Below are 21,146 nucleotides of genomic sequence, written 5' to 3'. Positions count from 1 at the left end.
GGCACGAGGCTGTAGGTTTCTGTTGTCGATCAGCTTTTCTGCGTCGAATCGAGTCCGGTTAAACGCAGGCTGATCTACCGCACTTTCGCCGGGGTCCGCTGCTGCGTCTGAGCCTGCGGCGTTTGCGGCTGTGGCTGCACCGGCTGCGCGGGCGCGTTCTCGAATTCGAAAATCTGGCGCAGGAAGCCGGGAGCGAGCATCGACACCGGGTTCACGATCACGTCCGGGTTCGAAGTCCGCCCCTGCACGGCGAAGGTGATGCCGAACACGCCCTCGTTTTCGCGTCCCTTGAGGAGGTCGCCCAGAACCGGCACGACGCCCAGCACGGCATTGAAGCCATAGAGCGGGACATAGGTGCCGGAAAGCGCGAGTATCTCCCGCGAAAAATCGATCCGCCCGCGCATCGTCGCACCGATCACCGGGCCGTTGATCGCCGCATCGTGCAGTTGGAACTGGCTTTGCGCGATGGAGAACGGCACCACCATACGGTCGAACTGGAACACGTCGCCTGCGTAGACCTGCTGCGGCTGCTTCGCATCCGGCCTGTAGCGCGCGCCTTCCTTTGCCGCTTGCGACACCACACGACCCACAACCTGGTCGCCCACAACAGCGAAGCGGCGGACTTCCAGCGTGCCGCTCTTGTCCGCGCCCCCGCCGCCATCGAGGCTCATGCGAAGGCTCATCGTTCCGCCTCGCATCGCGCCGTAGAAGCCGACAAGCCGGAAAGCGGAACCGGCATCGGTCGCATCCGACGACAGGATGCGGGCGTCGCGGGTGCGCTGGTCCACATGCACCGCCACCGGCGACTCCCCGTTGAGCCTGCCCGCCGCTTCGATATAGGTGAACTTGCCGCCCCGCCGTCTGGCGTCGACGATGACGGATTTCACGTTCGTGTCGTAGTAGCCGAACACCGTCTCGATTTCGACGTTCAGGTCGAGGCCGGGCTCGTCCTTCAGCGGCGGCGGTTCCTTGTCGGCGATCTTGCCTGCACTCAGCAGCGCCTTGAAGAACTGCCGACCGTCGAACGACGCACCCTTCGCCTGCACCTTCAGGATATTCTGCGGCGTGAGTTCGCCAGCGATGGAAAGGTGGGTGAGGGCGTTCGTTGAAAAGTCGGGAAAGCTGAACGACGAGAGCCGATGCTTGTCATTCATGACGGCGCGGCCGTTGATGGCGATGCCGTCGCCTGTCATCGTGAAATTGTCGAACAGCATGGAATTGTCGTTGCGTCGAATGACGTCGCAGGCGACGGTCGCCTTCTGGCCGGGGGGCTTGCGCCAGCCGATGGCCGTGAGAAACAGGTCAGCGTTGGTGAGGTTCGCTTCCATCATGATTTTCGGCGGGCCGTCGCGCTGCATCGCGATCGCGAGCGCCACGGGCAGATCGCCTTTCACCATGTGATTGACGTTCAGGCCAAGCTCGTGGCGCGCCTTCTCGTTGAGGATCGAGGCGAGGCGAAGCGTCGGCTGTTTCTCCGGCGGGGCGTCGAAAATACGCTGCCACACGAGAGTGACCGGAACGCCGTTCACGCGGATCTCGCCGTTGGCGCCGATGGCCTTTTCCGAGATATCGAAATTCACCGCGCCGCCATTGACGGCCACGCCACCGGGAATCGCGCCGGAGCGAATGTCGGACACGCGGCTTTTCCCGGTGATGGACATCTGTTCGAACTTGAGATCCATCAAGAGCGGAAATTTGACATCGAACGACGCCTGCATCTGGCCGTTGACGAGCGATGGCTTGAAACCGACTGCTTTCACGTAGCCGAGCGGCGGCTGGTCGAGGAGTTCCAGCACGGCCGCAACTTCGCCGCCTCCCTTGAAGCGGATGTCGGCGTCGGGAAACTCGGGGCGCAGATCGTCGATGAGGAGTTGGCCGTCCGTGAATGTGACGACCTTGCCGCTCGGCACTTCGATGCGCGCCTCGCCGGGAATGTCGTAGATGAATCGGCGCCCCTTGACACGCAGTTGCGTGTCCCGCGTTTCGATGGGGGGCAGCCCCTTGATGTGGTAGATTTTTGCGCCGGAAAGCCCCATGCGCATCGAAACCCCGCTCTCCGGGACATCCCCGCCGTCGTCCAGCGCGGCGATTTCGTCTGCCGAAAGGTTTACGGCAACGGTTCCGCCCGTGACCTGCGCGACGGGCAGGTTCGTGCCGGCCCACTCCCGCGCGCCGTTTGCCATGAAGACGGGCCAGATCGCTTTCAGGAAGGAGAACGGCATCGGCGATATGTCGCCGACGAGCGAAATCGGCCCCCCCGATCTGACGCGCGAAGCCCGCCCCGAAAACGCCAGCCGCGACGCACCACTGCCAAGTTCAAAGCGGTTCAGCGCGACCGAGTCTGTTGCCTCGTCATAAGCAGCCTCGATCTTGAAAACGTCGAGCGCCACGGGTGCCACCGCGTATTGCGGTGCGGAAAGCCGCGTACCCCGGCCGTCGAAATCGGCGCGCCACAGAGCTTTTCCCGTGCCGGGATCGGTTTCCCGCGCTATTCGCCCGGAAACGGTCAACAGGCTTTCGTCCCAGCGCATCTCCATGGGACGGACGATGACCGCTTCGCTCGCCTTGTCATATGAGACGCGCAAGGTGCCGCCATCGATAATGGCCGGATGCTTCTGGTCGAACGGCGCAAAGAAACGACCCGCGCCGAGCCGGATTTCCGCCTCGCCCCCGGTGAGCCCGCCATCATATCCGATGTCGAAATGCGCATCGCCGCTGACGGGAAGCTCGATAAGCTTCAATGCATCGAGAGACGGCCAGCTATCCCAGATCGTCTTCGGCACGACATCGCGGACCGAGGCAGTCACCTTGTAGCGTTTCTCGTTCGGGCGGTTTTCGGCGGTGAACGACGCATGCCACACCGCGCCGTTGCGTTCGAGCGCCAGCTTGCCGTCGACAATGCTCTTGCTGCCGCGTTCGTTCAGGTTGAGCTGGAAATCCGCGACACGCCATGTCGACACGCTGTTTTCATTGGCGAAGTAAACGATAGCATCTTGAAGACCGATGCTCTTCAACGCTTGGGACGATGCGCCTCGCTTGCCGATGGCGGCAAACAGGCGCCGGAGAATGGGTTCCGGATCCAGGGCAAACGGACGCGGCTCGGCGAGGTGGAGGCCCTGACGCGCGAGTTGATGAACGCCCGCCACTTCGGGAGATTGCGGCGCGATTTCGGAGGTTTGCCACCCGTCGCCCAAGCCGGCCTGGCTTGCGCCCCAGCCCTGGCCGGAGGCAGGAGTCGTTTCGGGTGTCAGCGTCAGCCCTCTGCCCGGGAGATTGAATATCAGGATCTTGGGGCCGAGCAGTTTGATCTGCGAGGGTGCGAGGGCGAGCTTGAGAAGGGATGTCTCGCTCAGATCGACAGAGGCGAGCGGAGCCTTGGCGATTTCCTGATTGTTCTCGTCGACGACGCTGACGTCGGCGAGGCGGAATTCGAGCCCCCAGCTCGAAGACAGCCGCAGGATCGCGTCGCCGACACGCAGCGAATAGCCGTCGAGCTGCGCGTTGAGCCGGTCCTGCACGGCGGGCACGAGAAAGGCGAACGAGATCGGCCCGGTCAGAAGCTTTGCGTAGAGCGCCCCGACCGCTAGAGAAAACATGAGCGCGAACACGGCGGACAAGCGCCATCCCACACGAAAGGAATGCCGTGAGGCTGTCTTGACCGAGCCCGGTATGGCGTCGGCGAGCACCTTGCCGCCTTTCGACAGACGAGAAAGCTGGACCTGCGCTTTGAAAGGTATCGCCAAATTGCGTCCTCGCCTTTCGGGGACGAGTTCATGGTGCGGCTTTTTCGATGAAAAACGGTCATCCATCGTGTTTCGACTGGATCATGCGAAGAGACCATACCGCCCGCATGCCGCTTCTCCCCCAATTAGCTTCAAACGGGGGTGTTGCCCCGCGTGTATCTTTCGCATCCCCCACGTGTCCGGCGACAATCCGGCAGGATGCGGCGAGACTTTTCTTTTTGGCATTTCGCCTCTATAGACCGGGAAAAGAGACGAAAGGAAGGCCCGCCCATGCTTCAGAATGGTGATTTGGCTCCTGATTTCGCGCTGCCCGACGCCGAGGGCATGACCGTGACGCTACACGGTCTGAAGGCACCCTATAAAGTTGTGTATTTCTATCCGAAGGATAATACGAGCGGCTGCACCGCCGAGGCGCGAAGTTTCACCGAGTTGAAGGATGCGTTCGACGCTGCGGGCGCGGAGATCGTCGGCATCTCGCCCGACAGCGTGAAGAGCCACGCGAATTTTCGCGACAAGCACGGGCTTCGCGTGATGCTTCTGTCGGATCAGGAGAAGGCCGCGATCGAGGCGTTCGGCGTCTGGGTCGAGAAGAAGATGTACGGGCGTGCCTATATGGGCGTCGAACGCGCCACATTCCTGATCGGCCCGGAGGGGAAAATCCTCGCAAGCTGGGGAAAGGTGAAGGTGCCGGGGCATGCCGAGGCCGTGCTCGATGCGGTGCGCAAGGCGGCTGACATGCAGCAAAAAAACTTTGCCTGAGTCAAAAAAGGCACGATTTCGCCGCGAAGTCCGTGCCGTCTGCAACGAAGCCATGATCGGCGTTGAAATGGTGAAGATGCCGCTCTAAAAGGTTAAGCGCCCGCCGCGCATCGCCTCGGAGTCGCGTTGATGTTCAGTAAAAAGCCAGAGACCGATATGAGCAATTTCGATTCGCAAAAGCCGATAACGAAAACAACGAGCAAAGCCATTGGCGGTCAACCCGCGCAAGGATTGGCGCCGCTCGGAAGCCCGGCCTCCCAGGTTTCCGCCGGACAGCCCGTCTATGCGCCCAAGCCGCCGATCTTCAGGGGACCAGACCGCATGGCACCATCCATCATCGGAGAAGACCTGACCGTCACGGGCAACGTGCTCTCGCGTGGCGAGGTTCAGGTCGACGGCCAGATTCAGGGCGACGTTCATTGCTCTTCGCTGATCGTCGGCGAAAAGGCGCAGATCACGGGCGGCATCGTGGCGGAAGACGTGATCGTGCGCGGTCGCGTCATGGGCTCGGTGCGCGGCAACCGCGTGACGCTCCAGGCTTCGAGCCATGTCGAAGGCGACGTTTTCCACAAGTCGCTCGCCATTGAGCAGGGCGCCTTCTTTGAAGGCAAGTCGCGCCGGTCGGAAGATCCGATCGCCACGGCTCCGCGTCTCGAAGGCATGAATTCGCCGACCTCGCAGGCCGCCGAGTAAAATCGGGCTTATCTCTCTGGCATCGGCGCGCGGGCTAGCTCCGCGTGCCCTTTCGCGTTTCGGCGCGGCCATGAACTGGCGGTGGTGGAGTTATTCGGCTCGCCGCCATCGCGCGCCTGCTCACGGGCGTGGCTGGCCGACCGCAAACGTCGCAAGCGCCACGCCTTGCGCTCCCACATCACGACAGTCACGCGCTTTTGGAGCTGCGGCGAGGCTCAGGCACCGGTGCGCCTCCCCTCCCCCGCCACTCTTCGGGCTTTGGTTAAGCAATCTCCCGAGAGCCGTCATCCGAACCGACGTCGGAAAGAAATGTGAAACCCGTCCCGTACACGGTGACAGCGGCGCTGCCCTGAACGATGAACGGGTTCGAAATGCGGACGGCGAGCACCCCATCGTAGCCCTTTGCGGCGGCCTTCTCTTTCAGAAGCTCCAGCGCGTCCGTCGTCGCACGGTCTAGAAGCCGCTCATAGCGCAGCATTTTACCGCCCACTGCGTTGGTCACCGCCTCGCGCGCATCGCGTAAAATGTTCGCGGCAAGCACGATGGTCGCGTGCAGGAATTCGCCTTCCGCGATGCGCCGCCCGGAAAGAGCTTCCACCGTATAAACTTGCATGCATCCCCCGAGCATTATTACGAGAACTACACTTGCACAACGGGAGTCGGACCAAGCGGCGCCGGGGGAAGATGTGGGCACGCTGACCATCGTCACCGTGTTCGCGCCCTCCTCCGCCGCCGTCGTCAAATGTCCAGATTCGACACCGACAGCGCGTTTTGCTGGATGAACTCGCGGCGCGGCTCCACCACGTCGCCCATAAGCTTGGCGAAAATCTCGTCCGCGTCCGCAAGTTCGCCGAGCTTCACCTGAAGGAGGGTGCGCACGTTCGGATCGAGCGTCGTCTCGCGAAGCTGCTCCGGGTTCATCTCGCCGAGGCCCTTGTAGCGCTGCATGGTGATGCCTGCGCGACCGGCTGCGAACACGGCGTTCAAAAGGTCGCGCGGCCCGTGCAGCGGCGTTTCCGTGCCCTTGCGCTCCAGCACGGTCTTGCCGGAAAAAAGCTCCGCGAATTCCGGGTGATAGGAGTGCAGCTTGCGTGCGTCGGCCGAATGCGACAACGCGCTGTCGATGGCGTGTGCCTCGCGGACGCTTCTCACTTCGCGCTCGAACACGAAGCCGTTGTCCGCGCCGCGCCTCCACGACCAGCCCTGTTCCGCCTCCTCGGACAGCGCTTTCATTCGCTCGACCACCGTGTCGGCGAGCCGCGCGGCCTCGTCTGCGTCCTCATCGAGAAGCTTCGGATTGAGAAGGCCCGCGATGGCCGCCTGTTCCACCACGGCGCGCGAATAGCGCATATGCATCCCGTCGAGCACATGGCTGAAAGAGCGCGCGCGCTCCACGGCCTGACGCAGGTCGCGGCCAGAGCGGCGCTCGCCGTTGTTGCTCACGAACACCGAGCCTTCCAGCCCGCCGTCGATCAGGAAGTCTTCGAACGCGCGCTGATCCTTGAGATAATTCTCGGAACTGCCGCGCTTCACCTTATACAGCGGTGGTTGAGCGATGTAGATGTGCCCCGACTCGATAAGTTGCGGCATCTGCCGATAGAAGAACGTGAGCAGCAACGTTCGGATATGCGCGCCGTCGACATCGGCGTCGGTCATGATGATGATCCGATGATAGCGCAGCTTCGCAATGTCGAAGTCGTCGCGGCCGATGCCGGTTCCGAGCGCGGTGATCAGCGTGCCGATTTCCTGGCTCGACAGCATCTTGTCGAAGCGCGCGCGCTCCACGTTGAGGATTTTACCGCGAAGCGGCAGCACGGCCTGATTAGAACGGTCGCGGCCTTGCTTGGCCGAGCCGCCCGCGCTGTCGCCCTCGACGAGGAACACCTCAGATTTCGCGGGATCGCGCTCCTGACAGTCGGCCAGCTTGCCGGGCAGGTTCGCCACATCAAGCACGCCCTTGCGGCGCGTGAGTTCGCGCGCCTTCCGGGCCGCTTCGCGCGCCGCCGCCGCTTCCGCCACCTTCAGCAGGATCAGCTTGCCTTCGACCGGGTGCTCCTCGAACCATGTGCCGAGGATGTCCGTCATGGTGCCCTCGACGGCGGGGCGCACCTCGGACGACACGAGCTTGTCCTTGGTCTGGCTCGAAAATTTCGGGTCCGCCACCTTCACCGACAGCACACAGGTCAAGCCTTCGCGCGCGTCGTCGCCGGTAAGCTGCACCTTCTCCTTCTTGGCCACGCCGGTCGCTGCGGCATAAGTGTTGATGGTGCGGGTGAGCGCGGCGCGGAAGCCCGCAAGGTGAGTGCCACCGTCGCGCTGCGGGATGTTGTTCGTGAAGCAGAGCACGTTCTCGTGGTAGCCGTCGTTCCACCAGAGCGCGGCTTCCACGGCGACGCCTTCGCGATCCGCCTGGACGAAAACGGGCACGGGAAAAAGCGGCGTTCTCGCGCGGTCGAGATATTGCACGAAGGCCTTGAGGCCGCCCTCATATTTGAACTCGCTCTTGACCGGCTCGACGCCGCGCAGATCGGTGAGCCGGATGTAGACGCCGGAATTGAGGAAGGCGAGTTCGCGCAGCCGGAATTCGAGCGTCGCATAGTCGAAGTCGACCATCGTGAACGTCGCCGGGCTCGGCGTGAAGGTTACGCGCGTGCCGCGACGGTCGGGAGCCGGGCCGACGATCTTCAGCGGTTCGACCGGCACGCCGTCCGCGAATGCGATGAAATGCTCGAGGCCGCTGCGCCAGATCGTGAGTTCGAGCCGCGTCGACAGCGCATTCACCACGGACACGCCCACGCCGTGCAGCCCGCCCGACACCTTGTAGGAATTCTGGTCGAATTTGCCGCCGGCGTGGAGCTGCGTCATGATGACTTCGGCGGCGGAAACGCCTTCCTGCGAATGGATTTCCGTCGGGATGCCGCGCCCGTTGTCTTCGACCGTGACGGAGCCGTCGGCGTTCAGCGTAACCGACACATAATCCGCATAGCCGCCCAGCGCCTCGTCGATGGCGTTGTCCACCACCTCGTAAACCATGTGGTGGAGGCCCGAGCCGTCGTCCGTATCGCCGATATACATGCCGGGGCGCTTGCGCACCGCATCGAGGCCCTTGAGAACCTTGATGCTCTCTGCGCCATAGGCTTCCACCTCAGCGTCCCTGCGTCTTGCTGCTTCCATCAATGCACCTGGTTGGGCCGCGCGGTGGGCGGCGAAGACATTCTCTTATTTAGTGTTTCGCAGCGCGTTCTGCATCATTCGCGGGCATTATAGTGCCGTTTGAAACAACGAAAAGCTGCGTTTCTGTGGCATTTCGCAAGGGAGTGAAGGTGGCGAGGTCCGTCCCCGTCATCCACACCTGGGCGTTCAGCGCGACAATAGACGAAAACAGCGCCTCGCGGCGGCTAATGTCGAGATGCGCGGCAATTTCATCGAGCAAAATCAGGGGCGCGGTTCCACCCGCGGCGCGCTTGATGAGCCGCGCCTGAGCGAGGACGAGACCGACGAGCAGGGCCTTCTGTTCGCCGGTCGAGCACATCCGCGCGGGCATCGCCTTCGGTCCGTGGGTCACGTGGAGGTCGGAGCGGTGCGGGCCGGACAGCGTGCGCCCCGCCGCGCGGTCCCGGTCGCGGCCTTGCGCTAGCGCGCGGGCATATCCGTCGCGCATCGCATCTTCCGAAAGCGTGGCCGCCTGGTCTTCCAGCATGCCGTTGAGGGTAAGCGCCGCCCACGGGAAAAGCGAGTCCGGGTCGCGCGCGCGCTCCGCCTCGATCTCGCCGGAAAGCGCCGCGATGGCCCGTGCCCGCGCGACCGCCATCGCCACGGCGGCTTCTGCCATCTGCGCTTCGATGGCGGTCAGCATCGGCGGCGAATCGAACTCTTCGAGCGCCTTGTTACGCTGCCGCATTGCGCGCTCGAATGCGGCCGCCGCCGCGCCATAGCCGGGGTCGAGGCTCAACACCAGCCGGTCGAGGAAGCGGCGGCGGTCGGCGGCCGGGCCGGTGAACAGCCCGTCCATCGATGGCGTAAGCCACAGCATGCGGATGCGCGCCAGCGAACCCGAACTCTTTGCAAGAGCGTGGTCGATCTTGACGGTACGTGCCGTTCTGGCCGTCAGCATGCCATCGGGCGGAAGCTGAATGCCGGTGCCGATATGCATCTCCTCGCCCGCCGCGCCAAGCTCGGCCGCGACGGCCCAGCCCCCCGATCCGCCGCTTCGTGCAAGCTCGGGGAAGGGCAGCGAGCGAAGTCCGCGCCCCGCTGTCAACAGCGACACCGCTTCGAGACAATTCGTCTTGCCCGCGCCGTTCGCCCCCGCGAGCACGACCGGACCCGCCCCGGTAAGGAGGGTCACCGCTTCGTAATTGCGGAAGTCTTTGAGCGTGAGCCTGGCAATGGCTATGCGGTCGGTTGCGGGCATCGGGGTCCGGAAGGGTGCCGCCACGCTTGGCGCGGTCAGTTGGCTTGAATTGTTCAGAGCATGGCCCGCAAAATGGACGCCGTTTTTCATGAAGATCATGGTTCGGACGAAACTAAGGCGGGCTGCTCTAGGCGCCTAGTCGCCATAGCCGCCGAGCCATGCCTGCCCCGCGCCGGTTCCATTACCCGCAATCAGAGCCACTCTCAGCCGATGCGCGGGCCGCCGGTCCGGCGCCCTTCGCCGCCAGCCTCAGACGCGCATCGGCATGAGCACATAGAGCGCGGATGCGTCGGCCTCGTCCGAAATCAGCGTTGGCGATGAGCCATCGGCAAGCTTGAACAGCGATTTCGTTCCGTCGATCTGGCTGGCGATGTCAAGCAGGTAGCGCGCATTGAAACCAATTTCGAGCGGCTCGTCTTGATACTCGGCCGAGATTTCCTCCGTCGCCGAACCCGATTCGGGGTTGTTGGCCGAAACGACGAGGCGCCCTTCGGCCGCATTGAGCTTCACGGCCCGCCCCTTCTCGGAAGAGAGGGTCGACACGCGGTCGACCGCCTTCACGAGATCGGCGTTTTCGAGCAGGAGAAATTTCTTGTTGTTCGTCGGTATGACGCGCCCATAATCGGGGAACGAACCGTCGATCAGCTTCGAAGTGAGCACAAGATCGCCCACCGCGAACCGGATTTTCGCCGGTGACAGCGTCACTTCGACTGGCGCGGCGCCCGCTTCGAGCAGCTTGATCACCTCGCCGACCGCCTTGCGCGGCACGATAACGCCGGGCATTCCGCTTGCACCGGCGGGGCTTTCCGTCTCGACCTGCGCAAGACGATGACCGTCTGTCGCGACCGCGCGGAGTTTCGCGCCCTCGGGTCCATCGACCGCGTGGAGATAGATTCCGTTCAGATAATAGCGCGTCTCTTCGGTGGAAATGGCGAAGCGCGCCTTTTCGAACAGGCGCTTGAGTTCGCCGCTGTCGACGGAGAAGCGTGTCGGCAGTTCGGTCTGCCCCATGTCGGGGAAGTCGTCGGCGGGCAGGATCGCCAGCTCGAAACTCGCGCGGCCGGCAGCGACCTTGAGGCGGCCTTCGTTGCCCTTGCGCTCGATACGGATTTCCGCACCCTCGGGGAGTTTGCGAACGATGTCGTGCAACGTATGCGCGGGCACCGTTACAGCGCCCGCCACGTCGACCTTCGCGGGCACGGCCTCGACCGCCTCCATGTCAAGGTCCGTCGCCTTGAACGTGAGCCCGCCGTCACGATCCGCACCGATGAGGATGTTGCTCAGGATCGGAATGGTGTTCCGCCGCTCGACGATGCCCGTGATATGCCCCAGCGCGCGGAGCATTGCGTTCCGATCGACAACAAAGCGCATTAAAACTACCCCGCTGAAGCGGTGTTCTCCTTGTTAGGCAAGCATTTGAAGGCTGCGGCGACGAAGAGTCAAGCGCAGCCGGAGCGGGTCGTCAGACGTTGCCGTCCTTCAGCATGCGAGACAGCGAATCGAGTTCGTCCTTCAGCACGCCATCCGCCTGTTTCAGCGACTCGATCTTGCGGATCGCGTGCAGGACGGTCGTATGGTCTCGTCCGCCGAAGCGACGACCGATTTCCGGAAGCGAGCGCGAGGTCAGCGTTTTCGCGAGGTACATGCCGATCTGGCGAGGCCGCACGATGGACTGGTTGCGGCGGCTGGAAAGCAGATCCCCGCGCTGCACGCCGTAATGCTTGGCGACGATGCGAAGGATGTCGTCGATCTTGACGCGCTTCGGCTCCTTCGAGCGGATCAGGTCGCCGATGGTGTTTTCGGCCGCGTCCACCGTTACCTTTTCGCCGGTGAGCTGCCACGTCGCATGAAGACGCGTGATCGCGCCCTCAAGCTCGCGGCCGTTTTCGGTGAGTTGGGTCGCGAGATATTCGAGCACGTCGGCGGGCACTTCGAATCCGCGCGAGAGCGCCATCTTTTCCGCCGCGCGGCGCTGGAGGATCTTGAGCCGCAGGTCGAAATCGAGCGCCGACATTTCCGCGACGAGGCCGCCGGACAGGCGCGAGCGCATCCGCGCATCGAAGCTTTCCAGCAGCAGGGGTGCGCAGTCCGCTGCGACCACAACCTGCTTGCCGCCATCGATGAGCGAATTCAGCGTGTGGCAGAATTCCTGCTGGAAGGTGCGGCCTTGCAGGAACTCCATATCGTCGATGATGAGGAGATCGATGGTGCGCAGCTTTTCCTTGAACGCAGGCGCGTCGCGGGTCTGAAGCGCTTCCGCGAAGCTGTACATGAAGCGCTCGGCGGTGAGGTACAGCACCTTCGCATTCGGATTGCGCGCCTTCATCTCCCACGCAATGGCGTGGAGAAGATGCGTCTTGCCCATGCCGACGCGCGCGTGGATGTAGAGCGGATTATACTTCAGAGGCTGATCGGGGGTGCTTTCGGCGACCTGAAAGGAAGCCGCATGCGCGAGACGGTTCGGTGAGCCGACGACGAAGGACTGAAAGGTGTAACGCGGATCGAGCGGAGATCCCTCGAAGCCTTCAAGCCCGGTGCGCCCGTCTCGCACGGGTGCGTTGACGATGCGAAGCGGCACCGCCGAGGATGGCGTGGCCTGCGACGCCTTCGGCATTGCGGGCTCCACGACGGCGGCGACCGGCGACGGCTTCATTTTATCGACGGGAGCGAGATGCGGCTGGCGAACGCGGAATTCGAGACGGTTCACGCCGTTCAGTTCAGTGCCGCAGCAGGCAAGCAGCTTGTCGGAATAATGCGATTGCAGCCAGTTGCGCAGAAACTTGGTCGGAACGGAAACATGCACCACGCGTCCATCGCAGGAGTCCAGCTCGACGCGACCAAACCAGCTCGTAAAGACGTCTTCGCCGAGTTCGGCGCGCAGGCGGCTCTGGATACGCCGCCATTTGTGTTCGATCGACGTCTGTTCGACCGAAGAGGTTGTCGAGATATTCAGGGCTTCCATTTCAACATCCTCGCGGCCCGCTCGGGGCCTCAGCGTTTCATTGGATATGTTTTGTTCGGCCTTGGAAATACGCGCTACGCCGCGAAGGCGAGCGCCCGGCCGTCGTCAATATCGAGCAAGGCGTCCCGGCAGTCTGGAATGATCGGGGCCAGAATGCGATGCGACCGCGCGCCTTTTTCGGGACGCCGTCGCGAGATCAGGCTGGAAGGACGATCCGGCTTATGCTGGGAAGGATGGTTGGCCGAGGCGGACGCGAACACCGCGTCGGCGAGATCGGATGCCAGATTCTGGAACTCCCTCGACGCCACATAGGCCTTCCAGGGAAGGGAAGGGTGCTCGGCGTTCGAGACTTCGGTCCGAAGGCGACCGTGCCGCCGCGAAACGGATCCGCGCGCATGATCGGGAAGAACCGGACGCATATGGCGCGTCGACGGGAGCTTCCACGCATAAACACATAGAGATTGCGGCAGAGCCGCGATGCAGTCACTTCGCATACGTCTTCCTCCCGCCCAATGCCTTGCGGACAGAAGGTGAACACGATTCCGGACAGAATCCGGCGCGCACCGACTATCCATTGCCTGATCATGGACATCGCGCTTGCAGCCGTGGAGGCCACCCCACTTGGCTTCAGCTCGGTACGCATTACAAGGTTACAAATTCAGGAGGGGAACACCCCCGTTCGGAGAGCCAACAATACAAAGGCCGGGGCACCTGCGCAAGTGGCCTCCCCCTACGAACGAGATGCAAATCCACACGCCAGGGTTGCAGAGCCTGCTTCGAACGAGAGCGCGAATCGACTCGCAAGCTACGGGAATCCCTTAAGATTCGGTTACCTTTGCGCGGACAAAAAAAATGCGGGGCTGCCCGTTGGCGGCTCCCGCATTGGTTGCTGTTTTTCATTGACTGAGGAAGCGTGCCTGGCCCAGCCCTATCGGTGCTTCCGCACTAAAAGTGCTTAAGCATCTGAAACCATTATAAAAGTGGCTCCGACTCGCAAGCGGGGGCGAAACTCCCGCTTAAGCCACTGATGCAATTCCGCATCAGTCATCAGGATTCTAGGCCGCCTGGCCAAGAGCCTTGATGCGAGCCGACAGCCGGGAAATCTTGCGGGACGCGGTATTCTTGTGAAGGATGCCCTTCGAAGCCGAGCGCATGATCTCGGGTTGCGCCTCGCGCAGCGCCAGATTCGCGGCTTCCTTGTTACCGGATGCGATCGCTTCCTCGACCTTGCGCACGAAAGTGCGCACGCGGCTCTTGCGCGCCTTGTTGACCAGCGTGCGGCGTTCCGCCTGACGGGCGGCTTTCTTGGCCGATTTCGTATTTGCCATATGACGTAGTCCTCTCGCGAGCGAACAACCCGCGCTTCAAGCTTATTTCGGGAATAAAAAACCGTGTCCGCTTGCCCCATGGGCAGCAACCTGCCCTGCATATACAAGCGAAGCAAGCAAGCGTCAATGTGGGCGGCGAGCCTGACGCCGCGATCCCCCTCATAAAGGAGGGCTTTATCCCGCCGCGGACAAGGTTCGTGCGGGGAGCCTTGCGGCGGCGGGGATCGCGTTTCAACCGCCGTGCGATCCCGCGACGCCGTTCGGTCGCGCGTTCCTGTCCTCAAGCGCAAGCAGCGTCTCGCGGTCGAGCGTGAAGCCGCTGGCAATGAACTGCTCTTCGAGGTAGCGCAAATGCGCGCCGAGTCCCGGGCCGGGCAGCCAGCCCTCGTTCAGAAGATCCGCGCCGTTGACCGGGAATTTGGGGCGCTGCCATTCGCGCGGCAACTCGGCCGCGAATCGCCATGCCTCATCGTCGAGAGGCGCGCCGGACGCGGCCCAGCCGATCAGCACACTGCCAAGATAGGTGCGCACGCCGATTCGATAGAGCAGCGTTTCGAGATCCCGCTTGGCGAGCGGCGCGCGGAACCACGGCGCCACGGAAGCGAGCCCCATCAGGTCGTTTCGTTCGTCGTTCGACAGACGCAGCCTGCGCGCGAGCCGCTCCGCATCCTCCTCGACGAAAATCGAAAGCGCGGCGAGCCGGTACATCGGATCGGGCATCAGTTCAAGCTTTGCCTCGATGGCGGCGATGCGGTCGAAACGGCTGCGCCTCGCGATACCGCCGAGCACGATGAGAAGCAGCCCGCTCTCGTCCATGACGCGAATCGCTTCATCCGCGCGCACCGTGACAAGGATGCGCAGCATTTCCGCGCGAACGCGCTCCGCCGAGAGGCGCCTCAGCCCATGGCGCTCGCGAATCGAGGCAGCCACGCCGTCGGCATCGAACTCGCCCTTGGCATAGTCGGCGCTGAAGCGGAAGAACCGCAGGATGCGCAGATAATCCTCGCGGATGCGCGTGTCCGCGTCGCCGACGAAGCGCACGCGCCGCGTCAGAAGATCGGGCAGGCCGTCGAGCGGGTCGTGAACCGCGCCGCCCGCGTCCGCGTAAAGCGCGTTCAGCGTGAAGTCGCGGCGGCGGGCGTCCTCGGCCCAGTCGTCGCCGAATGCCACCGTCGCGCGTCGACCGTCCGTGTCGAGATCGCGGCGCAGCGTCGTCACCTCGAAGGGGACGCTGTCCACCACCAGCGTGATCGTGCCGTGGTCGATGCCGGTCGGCACCGTCTTTATGCGGGCGGCAGCCGCCAGACGCAGCGTATCCTCGGGCTTTGCCGTCGTCGCGAAATCGACGTCCATCACCGGCTCGTTAAGAAGCGCGTTACGCACCGCTCCGCCCACAGCGCGCACCTCGAACCCTTCGCGGTTGAGGCAGTCGAACACGGCCCGCACCTCGGGCGCGCGGAACCACGCCGCATCCGCCACCGTCACATTTTCAAGCTTGGTCATGAATCTGGCCCTCGTCACGCGGGGCATACAGCCTTTCGTAAAGGTTGCGCAACATCGCCGCCGTCGCGCCCCAGATGAACCGCTCCTCGAACTGCATCGCATGGAACAGGATGCGGTAGTCCTGCCAGTCGAGCAAATGCCGCAGGTGATTCCGTTCGTTCATGAGAAAGGAGAGCGGCACCTCGAAAACGTCCGCCACCTCGTTCGGCTCCGGCTGAGGCACGAAGGACGGGTCCACCAGCGCCACCACCGGAATGACGCGAAAGCCGGTCCCTGTATTGTGCAGGTCGAGCAGCGCGAGGGGCTTCACCAACTCCGGGACAAGGCCGATTTCCTCATGCGCCTCACGGAGCGCGCTTTGGATAGGCGTCGGATCGGACGTCTCGACCTTGCCGCCGGGGAAGGCCACCTGCCCCGCATGGGCGGAGAGATGAGCGGTGCGCAGCGTCAGCAGCACCGTCACCTCGGGCTCGCGCGCCACGATGGGCACGAGCACCGCCGCCATGCGCCATTTCTCGGGCGGGATGAGAATTTCCAGCCTTAAATTTGCGTTAGGATTACCGGTCTCGTCGAGCCGCCGTCCCGCATCGATGCCGTATGTCGCCGGCTGGTTCGCCATCCAGGCGGCCTTTTCGAGGTCAATTCCGCGCGAGTATGCCAGCGCGGTAAAACCCGTTGGCGAAAAAGGACTTATGTCAAGCTCGGGCACGTGCGCCGAAAGCCCCGCCATGGGCACCGTCTCCACAAAACGAACAAATTGATGCAGCGCTCTCTCAAAGGAAGCCCGCCGCAAGGGCGTGCCGCCCGCATTAAGACTGCCGCCCGTCGGTTGTATCACCGGAACGCGGCAGCATATAAACTCTTATGGACGTGCGTCTCAACCAGCAGGTTTCAATCGATGCTGCATCCCTCCGAGCCGGATATCGTTTCCCGCGTCGACGACATTCGCGCCAAGGTCTCGCGCGTCAAGGATTCGATCTCCCGCGTCATCTTCGGGCAGGATGCCGTCATCGAGCTTGTGCTCGTCAATATTCTGTCCGGCGGTCATGCGCTCCTGATCGGCGTGCCCGGCCTCGCGAAGACCTCGCTTGTCGAGGCGCTCGGCGCGGCGCTCGGACTTGACGCGAAGCGCATCCAGTTTACGCCCGACCTCATGCCGTCCGACATCGTCGGCACCGAAGTTCTGGAGGACAAGGACGGCCGCCGCACCTTCCGCTTCGTGCCGGGGCCGGTCTTCGCGCAGCTTCTGATGGCGGACGAGATCAACCGCGCCAGCCCGAAGACGCAATCCGCTCTCCTTCAGGCGATGCAGGAACAGCAAGTCACCTACGCCGGACAGACCTATGCGCTGCCCGCGCCCTTCTTCGTGCTCGCGACGCAAAACCCGCTTGAGCAGGAAGGCACTTATCCGCTGCCCGAAGCGCAACTCGACCGCTTCCTTTTGCAGGTGGACATTTCGTATCCCGACGCAACCGCCGAGCGCCGCATGCTCTATTCCACCACCGGCACCGAAGACCGCACCGTGCAGCCCGTGCTGACGGCGGCGGAAGTTATCGCCGCGCAACAACTCGTGCGCCAGATCCCGGCGGGCGACAGCGTGGTCGACGCGATCCTCACCCTCGTCCGCTCCGCGCGTCCGAATACGCCGGAAGCCGGGCCGCGCGTGAACGAACTCGTCGCCTGGGGGCCCGGTCCGCGCGCCAGCCAGTCGCTCATGCTTACCGTCCGCGCTCGCGCGCTGCTCGACGGCCGCTTCGCACCCTCCGTCGACGACGTGATCGCGCTCGCGAAGCCCGTGCTGCGCCACCGCATGGCGCTGACTTTCGGGGCGCGCACGGAAAACGTCACCGTCGACGAAGTCATCGACTCCCTTCTCGCAAAATTGAAATAGGCGAGGCCCACACCCTTTGACGTCGGCGTCGGAACTTCTTTCGCGGCCATCGGCCCTTGCCCTTGAAGGCGCATCGCAGGATCTCGTGGCCAAATTGCCCGCGCTTCTGATGGAGGCGCGGCGCGTGGCGATCACCGTCGCGCAAGGCACGCACGGGCGGCGGCGCGCCGGGCCGGGGGAAACCTTCTGGCAATACCGCACCTTCGAGGCGGGCGACCCGTCTGCGCTCATCGATTGGCGCCGCTCCGCCAGTTCGAGCCATCTCTATGTTCGCGAACGCGAATGGGAGGCGGCGCACACGGTCTGGATCTGGATCGACCTTTCGCCCTCCATGATGTTCCGCTCGCACCTCGCGACGCAGTCCAAGGCCGAGCGCGCGGTCGTTCTCGCGCTGGCGCTGGCGACGCTTCTCTCCGAGGCAGGCGAACGCGTCGGGATACCCGGCCTCATGGAGCCGAAGACGAGGCGCAACGCCGCCACCGCGATGGTCGAGGCGATCGCGCGCGGCATCGGCGCGCTCGGCGGCCTGCCGGAAGGCGGGCGGCGAGTCAGCCGACATTCGGAAATCGTGATCTTCAGCGATTTTCTTGAGCCGGAAGCATCGCTCGCGACGCGGTTCGCGCTCATCGCCCGGCAGGGTGCGCGCGGCCACCTCATGCGCATCCTCGATCCCGCCGAGGAAAGCCTTCCCTATCAGGGCCGCGTGGACTTCGTGGACGCCGAAAACGGCGAGCACTACGTCGCCGAGCGCGCCGAAAGCCTGCGCGACGACTACCGCGCCCGGCTCGCCGCTCACAAGGCCGCCATCGCCCAGCACGCCCGCGCCGTCGACTGGTCGCCTTTCCTGCATCACACCGACCGCGCCGCGACGGAAGCGCTGCTCGCGCTGCACATGCATCTGTCGGGCCTCGAAAAAGCCTACCATGCGACAGGCTTCGTGAAAGGCCAACCGCAGGCTGGGAACGATCCATGATCGCCGCGCTTCAATCGCTGAGTTTTTCCGCGCCGTGGATGCTGGCGGGGCTGGCCGCGCTGCCGCTGATCTGGTGGTTGCTGCGCGCGACACCGCCGCGTCCCGACACGGTGGCATTCCCGCCGACCTCCATCCTGATCGGGCTGAAACATCGCGAGAAGACGCCGGTTCGCAGCCCATGGTGGCTGACGGCCCTTCGCATGCTGGTCGCCGCCGCCGTGATCGGCGCGCTCGCCGGTCCGCATATCAAGCCGCCCGCGACCGCCGACGCCACGCTCGCGCAGCCGCTCCTCGTCGTCGTCGATAATGGCTGGCAAAGCGCGAGCCGCTGGGCCGCGCGCCGCGCCTTCGCCGAGCAACTCGCCGTGCTCGCGGAAGAAAGCGGGCAGACAATGTATCTTGCCGCGACGGCCGGGCCATCCGCGCCGCTTCAGCCGCTGACGCCGGTGGAGTTTCGCCAGCGCTTCGCCTCGCTCCTCCCGCAGCCGTACCCCGGCGACCGCGCGGCGCTGGCGGCGCAGGTCGAGCGCGAGCTTGGCGCGCAACGCGGCAAGCTGTCCGTGGCCTGGCTCGCGGACGGCGTGGATGACAGCGGCACGGCGGCGCTCAACAAGGCACTGGCAAGCGCTGCAACGGGCGGCGTCATCGACCTTTACAGCGATCCGGGCGGCACAGGGGCGCTCGCGCTCACGCGTCCGGCCTCCGCCAATGCCGGACCGATCACGGCCAAGGTCTTGAAGGCCGAAGCCTCGCAGCGGGTCGGTCAGGTTGCGGCCGTGACGGCGCGCGGCGAGCGGCTGGCCGTCGCATCGTTCGATCTCAAGAGCGGCCCCTCCTCGGCGGACGTCGCCTTCGACCTGCCGCTCGACTTGCGCAATCAGGTCGCGCGGCTCGAAATCGTGGGCGAGGCGTCCGCGGGCGGCGTATTCCTGCTCGACGGGCGGTCACAGCGCCGCCGCGTGGGCCTCGTCGCGACCGAAGGCAACGACGACGCGCAGCCGCTTCTGTCGCCGACCTATTATCTCGAACGCGCGCTGACACCCTTCGCGGAGATCGTTCGCCCGCGCACGGCCAATCTCGACGTGGCGACCACCGATCTCGTCGCGGCGAAGCCTTCGGTGATCATCCTCTCCGACGTAGGCCGCCTTTCCGGTGCTGTCGGCGAACGCCTGAAAGCCTTCGTGGAAGAAGGCGGGATGCTGATCCGCTTTGCCGGCCCGAGGCTCGAACAGGGCGGCGATACGCTTCTCCCCGTGCCGCTGCGCGAAGGCGGACGCACGCTCGGCGGCGCGATGACCTGGACATCGCCCCAGACGCCAGCGGCTTTCGAGGAGAAGTCTCCCTTCAATCGGCTGGCGATTCCGAAAGATGTCGCCATATCGCGGCAAGTGCTGGCGGACCCGGCAAAAATGCCGCGAGAAACGAAGGTCTGGGCACGGCTCTCCGACGGGACGCCTCTCGTCACGGCGGCAAGGCGAGGGGCCGGGACTTTAGTCTTTTTTCACATTACCGCGAACCCGGATTGGTCTAATCTACCTATTTCGGGTCTTTTCGTGGAGATGATGCGTAAAACTCTTGAAGCGTCGCCGTTACAGCTTTCGCGAAGCACGAACGCAGATGCCCTTTCGGGCGAGATGCAGGCTGCTGCTCTCAACCGGGAAGCGCCGCTAAAGCCTTGGCGAGCGCTCGACGGGTTCGGCAAGCTCGGCGTTCCGGGCGAACGCGCGCAGCCGATCCCGGCGGGCGATGCCGACACGGCCCGCGTCAGCGCCGCCAACCCGCCCGGTCTTTACGGCCCGCAAAACGCGGTCCGCGCCTTCAACGTCGTTCAGGACGGCGACGCCTTCGCCGCGCTCAAGGGGGTCGACGGCGCCCGCGTCGCCGTGTTTACCGAGGCGAAAACCATCGCGCTCGCGCCTTGGCTGTTTCTCGCCGCGCTCTGCCTGTTCCTGCTCGACGGCATCGCATGCGCGCTTTTACTCGGACGAAGCGCGCCACGCTGGCGGAAGCCCGCAGCCGCCGTGCTCGCGCTCGGCCTCGCTTTCGGCCTCGGCGCCGAATCGCACGCCGAAACCCGCGCGGTCGCGCCCAAACCCGCCGCAAGCGCATCGGGGCTTTCGAAGGAAGCCGCCGACTTCGCCATGGCTGCCTCCCTCGAAACGCGCTTCGCCTATATTCTCACCGGCGATTCCGAGGCCGACCGCGTGAGTCAGGCCGGGCTGGCCGGTCTGTCCCGCATCCTGTCGGCGCGCACGGCGGTGGAACCCGGCGAGCCGATCGCGGTCAATCCGGCGAAGGACGAACTCGTGTTCTTCCCACTGATCTACTGGCCCGTACTTCCGAACGCGGAGCCGCTGCCGGATCATGTGCTTGCGAAAGTGGACGCCTACATGAAGCAGGGCGGACTCATCATTTTCGACACCAGAAACGAAGAAGCGAGCCCGGAAAGCCTGCTCGCGCGCGGCGGCCGAACGCCGCTCGCGCAGCTTCTCGGCAAGCTCGACATCCCGCCGCTCCAGCGCGCGCCCGAGGATCACGTACTGACGCGATCCTTCTATCTGCTGCAATCCTTCCCCGGCCGCTGGGATAATGGCGACCCATGGGTTGAGGCGCGCCAGGAATCGGCCGATGCGGCGCGGCGCGGCGTCAAGTCTGACGGCGTCAGTTCCATCATCGTCACGTCGAACGATCTCGCCTCCGCCTGGGCGATGGACGACAGCGACCGCCCGATGTTCGCAGTCGTGCCCGGCGGCGAGGACCAGCGCGAAATGTCCTATCGCGTCGGCGTCAACATCGCGATGTACGCGCTGACGGGGAACTACAAGGCCGATCAGGTTCACGTACCCGCTATCCTCGAACGGTTGGGGCACTAGTACAGAA

General features: G+C 64.1%; 15 protein-coding genes. 5 read left to right on the top strand and 10 right to left on the bottom strand.

Annotated features, from left to right (window positions below; genetic code table 11):
- Positions 1-74: 74 nt before the first annotated feature.
- Positions 75-3,743, bottom strand: a complete 3,669-nt coding sequence (locus tag KKP04_RS07395) for a DUF3971 domain-containing protein (protein WP_215028605.1) — start codon at positions 3,741-3,743, stop codon at positions 75-77.
- A 270-nt stretch (positions 3,744-4,013) separates the two neighbouring features.
- Here KKP04_RS07395 and KKP04_RS07390 point away from each other — a divergent pair, with 270 nt between their 5' ends.
- Both KKP04_RS07390 and KKP04_RS07385 read left to right on the top strand, forming a co-directional pair.
- Entirely contained in the window at positions 4,014-4,502 is a 489-nt protein-coding gene (locus KKP04_RS07390) for a peroxiredoxin (protein WP_215028603.1), read from the top strand.
- 321 nt (positions 4,503-4,823) lie between these two features.
- A complete protein-coding gene (locus tag KKP04_RS07385; RefSeq protein WP_215028601.1) occupies positions 4,824-5,195 on the top strand; it encodes a polymer-forming cytoskeletal protein in 372 nt (123 codons plus the stop codon).
- A 262-nt stretch (positions 5,196-5,457) separates the two neighbouring features.
- On the opposite strand, the gene KKP04_RS07380 is transcribed toward KKP04_RS07385, so the two are convergent.
- The 9 genes from KKP04_RS07380 to KKP04_RS07340 all read right to left on the bottom strand — a co-directional run bounded on the left by KKP04_RS07380 (position 5,458) and on the right by KKP04_RS07340 (position 16,132).
- On the bottom strand, positions 5,458-5,808 hold the full coding sequence (locus KKP04_RS07380; protein ID WP_215028599.1) for a YbjQ family protein: 351 nt from the start codon (positions 5,806-5,808) through the stop codon (positions 5,458-5,460).
- Positions 5,809-5,933: 125 nt separating this feature from the next.
- Positions 5,934-8,369: a DNA topoisomerase (ATP-hydrolyzing) subunit B gene (gyrB, locus tag KKP04_RS07375; RefSeq protein ID WP_215028598.1), complete on the bottom strand. Its 2,436-nt coding sequence runs from the start codon at positions 8,367-8,369 to the stop codon at positions 5,934-5,936.
- A gap of 49 nt (positions 8,370-8,418) precedes the next feature.
- A complete protein-coding gene (gene recF / locus KKP04_RS07370; protein ID WP_215028687.1) occupies positions 8,419-9,609 on the bottom strand; it encodes a DNA replication/repair protein RecF in 1,191 nt (396 codons plus the stop codon).
- 249 nt (positions 9,610-9,858) lie between these two features.
- On the bottom strand, positions 9,859-10,980 hold the full coding sequence (gene dnaN / locus KKP04_RS07365) for a DNA polymerase III subunit beta (RefSeq protein WP_215028596.1): 1,122 nt from the start codon (positions 10,978-10,980) through the stop codon (positions 9,859-9,861).
- A gap of 91 nt (positions 10,981-11,071) precedes the next feature.
- Positions 11,072-12,571 (bottom strand): chromosomal replication initiator protein DnaA, encoded by a 1,500-nt coding sequence (gene dnaA / locus KKP04_RS07360; protein WP_215028595.1) that lies wholly within the window; start codon positions 12,569-12,571, stop codon positions 11,072-11,074.
- 74 nt (positions 12,572-12,645) lie between these two features.
- Positions 12,646-12,879, bottom strand: coding sequence for a hypothetical protein (locus KKP04_RS07355; RefSeq protein WP_215028593.1), 234 nt, complete (start codon positions 12,877-12,879; stop codon positions 12,646-12,648).
- Between the two features lie 747 nt (positions 12,880-13,626).
- On the bottom strand, positions 13,627-13,899 hold the full coding sequence (gene rpsT / locus KKP04_RS07350) for a 30S ribosomal protein S20 (RefSeq protein WP_215028591.1): 273 nt from the start codon (positions 13,897-13,899) through the stop codon (positions 13,627-13,629).
- Positions 13,900-14,130: 231 nt separating this feature from the next.
- The gene (locus KKP04_RS07345) at positions 14,131-15,402 is read right to left on the bottom strand and encodes a CCA tRNA nucleotidyltransferase (protein ID WP_215028584.1); all 1,272 of its coding nucleotides are present in this window, start codon (positions 15,400-15,402) and stop codon (positions 14,131-14,133) included.
- Positions 15,389-16,132, bottom strand: coding sequence for a CoA pyrophosphatase (locus KKP04_RS07340; RefSeq protein ID WP_215028582.1), 744 nt, complete (start codon positions 16,130-16,132; stop codon positions 15,389-15,391). The genes KKP04_RS07345 and KKP04_RS07340 overlap by 14 nt, the downstream gene beginning before the upstream one ends.
- Positions 16,133-16,300: 168 nt before the next feature.
- On the opposite strand from KKP04_RS07340, the gene KKP04_RS07335 reads away from it, so the two are divergent.
- The 3 genes from KKP04_RS07335 to KKP04_RS07325 are packed head-to-tail and all read left to right on the top strand — an operon-like array spanning position 16,301 to position 21,139.
- Entirely contained in the window at positions 16,301-17,293 is a 993-nt protein-coding gene (locus KKP04_RS07335; protein ID WP_215028580.1) for a MoxR family ATPase, read from the top strand.
- 16 nt (positions 17,294-17,309) lie between these two features.
- Positions 17,310-18,266: a DUF58 domain-containing protein gene (locus tag KKP04_RS07330; protein WP_215028578.1), complete on the top strand. Its 957-nt coding sequence runs from the start codon at positions 17,310-17,312 to the stop codon at positions 18,264-18,266.
- Positions 18,263-21,139, top strand: coding sequence for a DUF4159 domain-containing protein (locus KKP04_RS07325; protein ID WP_215028576.1), 2,877 nt, complete (start codon positions 18,263-18,265; stop codon positions 21,137-21,139). Before KKP04_RS07330 ends, KKP04_RS07325 begins: the two co-directional genes overlap by 4 nt.
- The last annotated feature ends 7 nt before the right edge of the window (positions 21,140-21,146 follow it).

Source organism: Rhodomicrobium sp. Az07 (genome assembly GCF_018619475.1).
Classification (GTDB): domain Bacteria; phylum Pseudomonadota; class Alphaproteobacteria; order Rhizobiales; family Rhodomicrobiaceae; genus Rhodomicrobium.
Note: the sequence above shows the minus strand (reverse complement) of the source record. Positions and strands in the feature narration are given on the sequence as shown.